We start from the raw sequence: 6,398 nt of genomic DNA, 5'->3' as shown, positions 1-6,398 counted from the left end.
CCGGTCGCGGAAGCGCATGAGGACCTCGTGGGTCCACGGGTCGGCGAACATGATCGGGACGTCGACGATGCGGGTGTCGACGACGAATTCCGGGTCCGAGGAGGCCGCCGACCCGACGTCGGACTCGATGCGCCGCAGCTCCCGGACGAGGTCTCCCGGGTACACCCGGTCGGGATCGACGCGGACCATGTACGACGCGTTGGACGGGCAGATCTCCTCGACGCCCGGGATCGCCTCCTCCCGCAGCCGGCGCGTGATCGCGAGCGAGGCGAAGTGCGCGGGCAGGCTCATCTCCGCGGAGATCTCGACGTAGACGAACTCGTCGCCCCCGAAGTCGTACCGGGTGCCGTTCCCGTCCGTGGTCCCGGTCACGTCGGTCATGGGCACACTGTGGCGGGCGTGGCGCCCGGGCACCAGGGGCAGACTGTGGACCATGGCCGACGCCGAAGCGCCCCCCGCGACGACGACGGGGGACCGTCCGACGCCGCGCGGGCGGAGCGGGCATCCCTCGTCGCTGGGGGCCGGCGCCACGGGCCTGGCGCTGGGGGCGCTCGGCGTGGTGTTCGGCGACATCGGCACCAGCCCGCTCTACGCGATGCAGACGGTGTTCTCGATCGACGGCAACGCGGTGACCCCGACGCCCTCGGACGTGTACGGCGTGGTCTCGTTGATCTTCTGGTCGGTCACCGTGATCGTGACGATCAAGTACGTGACGTTCATGCTGCGCGCCGACAACGACGGCGAGGGTGGCGTCATGGCCCTGGCCGCCCTGGTGCGGCGCACCCTGCACGACGGGCGCCGGGCGTCCTTCGCGCTGGCCCTCGGCGTCCTCGGCGCAGCCCTGTTCTACGGCGACTCGTTGATCACCCCGGCGATCTCGGTGCTCTCCGCGGTCGAGGGCGTCGAGGTGGTGGCCCCGGAGCTCGGCGAGGTGGTGCTGCCGCTCGGCGCGGTGGTCCTCACCGGGCTGTTCGTCGTGCAGCGCGCGGGTACCGAGCGGGTCGGGCGACTGTTCGGACCGGTCATGGCCGTGTGGTTCGTGGTCCTGGCCGCCCTGGGGCTGCCCCAGATCGTCGCGCATCCCGAGGTGCTGGCCGGGCTCTCACCGACCTACATCGTCTCGTTCTTCGCCGACCACCCGTTCACGGCCTTCATCGCGATGGGCGCCGTGGTCCTCGCGATCACCGGCGCCGAGGCCCTGTACGCGGACATGGGGCACTTCGGGCGGCGGCCCATCCGCCGGGCCTGGTTCATGGTGGTGTTCCCGGCGCTGATCATCAACTATCTCGGGCAGGGGGCGCTGATCCTGCACGAGCCGGCGGCGGTGGCGAACCCCTTCTACCTGCTCGCCCCCGGGTGGGCGCGTATCCCGCTGATCGTCCTCGCGACCGCGGCGACCGTGATCGCGTCGCAGGCCGTGATCTCCGGGGCGTTCTCGGTGTCGCAGCAGGCCGTCCGCCTCGGATACCTGCCGCGGCTGACGGTGCGTCACACCTCGGCCAGTGAGAGCGGGCAGATCTACGTGCCCACCGTGAACTGGCTGCTGTTCGGGGGCGTGCTGATCCTGGTCGCCACGTTCCAGTCGTCGTCGAGCCTGGCCACCGCGTACGGGCTCGCCGTGACCGGCACGCTGCTGATCTCGACCACGTTGTTCCTCGTCCACGCCGCCACCGCCTGGCACTGGCCGGCGTGGCGGATCGCGGCCCTGGGCGTCGTGTTCGGCGGGATCGAACTGCTCTACTTCGCGGCGAACCTCACCAAGGTCACGCACGGCGGGTGGCTGCCGCTGCTGGTCGCGACCATCGTCATCGTGGTCATGACGACCTGGCAGCGGGGCCGGCGGGTCGTCACCGCCCGGCGGACCGACCTGGAGGGGCCGCTGCGGGACTTCCTCGACGAGCTGCCCGACGAGGTCGTGCGGGTGCCCGGGACGGCCGTGTTCCCCCACCCGACCAACGAGACCGCGCCCCTGGCCCTGCGCGCGAACGTGGAGTTCAACCACGTCCTCCACGAACGCGTCGTGATCGTCTCGCTGGTGTCGACCTCGGTGCCGCACGTCCCGGCCGACGAGCGGCTGACGGTCGACGACCTCGAGCACCCGCACGACGGCATCGTGCACGTGAGCGCGCGCTTCGGGTTCCAGGACGTGCAGGACGTCCCCGGCGTCCTGCGACAGGCCTGCGCGCTCTCCCCGGAGCTCGCCAACGGGGACCCGGACGAGGCGCTCTACTACATCTCGCGGATCAGCATCGAGCGCGGTTCCGAGCCGGGGATGCGCCTGTGGCGCAAGCGGCTGTTCGTCGGGCTGGCGCACAACGCGGCGTCCCCGGCGGTCTCGTTCCGGCTGCCGACCGAGCGCACCGTCGTCATGGGATCGCGTGTCGAGCTGTGATCGTTCCTCGTTCCGCCCGCGAGAGGCTCGCGACGAGTGAGCACATGTGACCGGCGATCAGCCCGCGGCCGCTGAGGGTGCCGGGCGCAGGCTCCGGACCACCCGGGGGTCGACCTCGAAATGCACGGTCGACCACGGATCGGTCGGGCGGGCGTCGTGGACCTCGAGCGCACCGGGGAAGGCGCGCCAGAACGCCAGCGCCCCCGGCACGGAGGCGTTGGTGTGCAGGCAGACGGGGGAGAAGCCGCGGTCGATCGCCCAGCGCGCTCCGGCGAGGGCGAGGGCCCGACCCACGCCGCGCCTGCGCTCCCGCCGGTCGACCCACACCCGGCCGATCTGCCCGGTCGGCGCGTCGGCGTAGCGCCGCGCCAACCAGCCCGGGACGTGGTGGGCCGACGGGCCGCCGGGACGCACGACCGCGGTCCCCGCGACGACCACCCCCGACCCGGCCGTCTCCCGGGTGCTGACCAGCAGTGCCCGCGCGTCGGAGCCGAGGTAGGAGCCGCCGAGATCATCCACGTCGGCGTGGAGGGCGGGGTCGTAGCCGCCGAGCTCCCCGGCGAGCATCCGCCGCATGTGGGCCTCGATCGCCGGGAGGTCGGCGGGCGTGGCGAGGCGGACCGTCGGCCGGGTGACACCCGGCGCGGACGTCGGAGCGAACCCGGGCGCCGTGGTCACGGTCATCGCCGAACTGTCGCATATTCTTGGCAGTTGGGACGAGAGTGCTGGAGCGATCCTGCCCCATCGGCCAGGTCAGCCCGGTCGCTCGCGGTCCGAGAGGCGGTGCCCGGCGTCGTGGATGAGGCCGGCGATCAGGTCGGCGACGTGGTGGTCGCGGGCCCGCGAGAGCACGCGGCGCCCGTCGCGGCGCTGGGTGATCAGCCCGACCAGGCGCAGCTTGGCCAGATGCTGCGAGACCGCCGGTCGGGCCACGGCGAGACGCTCGGCCAGGGTGGTCACGTCGAGCTCGTCCCCGCACAGCAGCCACAGGATCCGGAGCCGGGTGGGGTCGGCGAGCATCCGCAGACCCTCGACGGCCGTCTCCACGCGGTCGTCCGGCGGCAGTTCTTGCCACTGTCCGGCCGTTGCAGCGTTGTCGCGTGCGCACACAAGCACGTATGGTGGCACACGAGCACGCCGGGCACCACTGTGGAGGTCACCGTCATGACGAGCGCGATGTCCGTGGGCGCCATCGATGCGCATGTCGCGCCCGCGCCCGACCCGGGCTCCGTGCCCGTCCGCCGCGCCGGGGCGCGCTCCGGCGCCGAGCACAAGCCTCACGAGAGCGCGCGCGGGATCGCCGTGCGCTCCTGCGGACACGGGGACACCGGCCCGGCCGGTCCCGCCGCGGTCGCCGCCCGGGTGCGCGGGCTCCACGAGGCTCTCCTCGCCCGACCGGACCTGGCTCCCGGGCCCGTGACCAACGAGCTGTTCAGCCGGCTGGTGTCCCTGGCCATCGACCCGGACGCGTCCCGGGACGCCGACGCGGTGCTGCGGGACCCGGTCGTCGAGCGTCTCCTGCCGAGCCTGCGGGGTCTGTGTGCCGCCGGGGAGTTCGAGCTCGAGCGGTGGTGGGCGCGGTGCATCGTCGAGGACGTCGATCCCCGGGCCGAGCTGGCCCGGTTCCCCTATCACCAGAACTACGTCGACCTGACCCGTCTCGAGCACCACACGGTCGCCGGACTGACCTCGGATCCCGTGCGCCGCGTCCTGTTCATCGGATCGGGACCGTTGCCGCTGACCTCGTTGTTGCTGGCGCAGCGCCACGGATGCGAGGTCGACAACATCGACCGCGAGCCCGACGCGGTCCGCCTGGGAGGCGAGATCGCCGCCGCTCTCGGCGGCACCGGACTGCGGTTCCGCGTCGGCGACGTCCTCGACGGCCGGGACGGCTACGACCGGGACCGCTACGACCTGGTCTACCTGGCCGCGCTCGCCGGTCTCGATCCCGACTCCAAGCGTCGGCTGCTCGAGCACCTGGGACGCCGGCTGCGTCCTGGCACGCTGGTCCTCGCCCGCAGCGCGCACTCACTGCGCGGGCTGCTCTACCCGGTCCTCGACCCCGACGACCTGCCCGGCCTGCGGACGCTCGCCGTCGTGCACCCGTTCACCGACGTCGTCAACTCCGTGGTCGTCGCCGAGGTCACGGGCGCTGTCTGAGCGGCCCCGCAATTTCTGGACATTTCGCCACCTGTCGTTGATTGCACCCATGCCTCACTTGCATCGGTATTGCATCAGCAACACGTGCGGGGGAACGTCTCTGGCGTGACCACCGCCGCGCCCGCCATCACGCGTCGATTCGCCCTCGTTCGGCCGGAGAAGGTCTCCCTCGCCGGGATGGTCGGATTCATCCTGCTGTTGCACGTCGTCGGCTGGGGCACGCTCGCCGTCTTCATCGCCCCGGCGCACTACGACCTCGGGGGCGTCGGGGTGTTCGGGCTGGGCCTGGGTCTGACCGCGTACCTGCTGGGGATGCGGCACGCGTTCGACGCCGACCACATCGCGGCCATCGACAACACCACCCGCAAGCTGCTCGCCGACTCCGAAGGGCCGGACGGGCCCGACACCTCGCGTCCGCGACCGCTGTCGGTGGGATTCTGGTTCTCGCTGGGCCACTCGACGATCGTGTTCGTGCTCGTCCTGCTCCTCGGCCTCGGTGTCCGCGCGATCACCAGTGAGATCGGTCAGGACGACTCCCCGCTCAAGGTCATCGGCGGTCTGATCGGGACCGCGGTCAGCGGGGTGTTCCTGGTCCTGATCGGCGTCATGAACCTGGTGGTGCTCGTCGGGATCGTCCGCATCTTCCGGCGGATGCGCCACGGCGACTACGACGAGGCCGAGCTCGAGCGCCGCCTCGACGAGCGCGGTTTCATGAACCGGATCCTCGGACGCGTGACCAAGGCCGTGCGCCGGCCGGCGCACATGTACCCGGTGGGCGTCCTGTTCGGACTGGGCTTCGACACCGCCACCGAGGTCTCGCTGCTCGTCCTGGCCGGAGGCGCGGCGGCGGCGACCCTGCCCTGGTGGGCGGTACTCGTGCTGCCGATCCTCTTCGCCGCCGGGATGTGCCTGTTCGATGCCCTGGACGGCGCGTTCATGTGCTTCGCCTACGGCTGGGCGTTCATGCGCCCGGTCCGCAAGGTCTTCTACAACATCACCATCACGTCGATCTCGGTCGCGGTCGCCCTGATCATCGGCACGATCGAGCTCGCCGGGGTCGTCGCCGACCAGGCGGGCATCACGTCCGGGCCGATCTCGGTGCTCGCCGATGTGCCGCTCGACTACGCCGGTTACGGCATCGCCGCGCTGTTCGTGCTCGCCTGGGCCGTCGCCCTGCTCATCTGGCGGTTCGGCCGCATCGAGGAGCGCTGGTCGGCGCAACTGGCCTCCGGCGACTAGCTCGCGCCGGTCGGCTACACGCCGGCCGAGGACGCGGCGTGCTGACACTCCGCCGGCCCCTTGCACGTCTCCAACCGGGCAAGCATGTCGTGCAACTCCAGCTGCCTCGGCAACGCCAGCGTGGCGAAGGTGTTGTTGGTTTCGTACGGGTCGGCACGCAGGTCGTAGTACTCCCGCTCGCCCGTGTCGTATTCGACGTACAGGGACGACGCCGTACGCATCGCCTCGTAGCTGGGCGGGTTGCCCGCCCGGTACGGCTGCACGTCGGGATCGAGGGCGGAGTCGACCGGACCGTGGTGTTCGACCAGCACGGCGCGTTGCCAGTCCGGCGGCGCCGGCTGGCCGTGCCATTCATCGAGCATGCTGACGCCGTCCTGCTCGGCAGTCGGCTGGGCGCGCGCCAGTTGCAGGAACGTCGGGGCGAGATCGATGCTCGACATCATGGCGTCGACGGTGTGACCGGCAGGCACGCCGGGGCCGGCGACCACCAGCGGCACCTGGATGTCGGTGGTGAACGCCGTCTGCTTGCCGGGCATCAGGTTGTGATCGCCCATGTGGTAGCCGTTGTCCGAGCTGAACACGATGTAGGTGTTGTCCAACCGGTTCG

General features: G+C 71.4%; 7 protein-coding genes. 3 read left to right on the top strand and 4 right to left on the bottom strand.

The window, feature by feature from the left end; translation table 11 throughout:
* A partial coding sequence (locus VGI02_RS23380; RefSeq protein WP_331631371.1) for a carboxyltransferase domain-containing protein occupies positions 1-381 on the bottom strand: 381 nt, incomplete at its 3' end.
* Positions 382-433: 52 nt separating this feature from the next.
* Between VGI02_RS23380 and VGI02_RS23375 the strand changes: the two genes are divergently transcribed.
* Positions 434-2,392, top strand: coding sequence for a potassium transporter Kup (locus VGI02_RS23375; protein ID WP_331631369.1), 1,959 nt, complete (start codon positions 434-436; stop codon positions 2,390-2,392).
* Between the two features lie 57 nt (positions 2,393-2,449).
* Here VGI02_RS23375 and VGI02_RS23370 read toward each other — a convergent pair whose 3' ends face one another.
* On the bottom strand, positions 2,450-3,076 hold the full coding sequence (locus tag VGI02_RS23370) for a GNAT family N-acetyltransferase (RefSeq protein WP_331631367.1): 627 nt from the start codon (positions 3,074-3,076) through the stop codon (positions 2,450-2,452).
* Positions 3,077-3,145: 69 nt separating this feature from the next.
* Positions 3,146-3,439 (bottom strand): ArsR/SmtB family transcription factor, encoded by a 294-nt coding sequence (locus VGI02_RS23365; RefSeq protein WP_331631365.1) that lies wholly within the window; start codon positions 3,437-3,439, stop codon positions 3,146-3,148.
* 117 nt (positions 3,440-3,556) lie between these two features.
* Here VGI02_RS23365 and VGI02_RS23360 point away from each other — a divergent pair, with 117 nt between their 5' ends.
* Together VGI02_RS23360 and nicT are read left to right on the top strand one after the other, a co-directional pair.
* A complete protein-coding gene (locus tag VGI02_RS23360) occupies positions 3,557-4,552 on the top strand; it encodes a nicotianamine synthase family protein (protein WP_331631363.1) in 996 nt (331 codons plus the stop codon).
* Between the two features lie 105 nt (positions 4,553-4,657).
* Complete coding sequence (nicT, locus tag VGI02_RS23355) at positions 4,658-5,791, top strand: Nickel transporter NicT (RefSeq protein WP_414638354.1); 1,134 nt, start codon at positions 4,658-4,660, stop codon at positions 5,789-5,791.
* Positions 5,792-5,805: 14 nt separating this feature from the next.
* Here the strand turns inward: nicT and VGI02_RS23350 are convergent.
* Positions 5,806-6,398, bottom strand: a 593-nt coding sequence (locus VGI02_RS23350; protein ID WP_331631361.1) for a sulfatase-like hydrolase/transferase, incomplete at its 5' end; no start/stop codon positions are given.

The organism is Actinomycetospora sp., assembly GCF_036497245.1.
Taxonomy (GTDB): domain Bacteria; phylum Actinomycetota; class Actinomycetes; order Mycobacteriales; family Pseudonocardiaceae; genus Actinomycetospora.
This window is presented reverse-complemented; position numbering and strand designations above follow the sequence as displayed.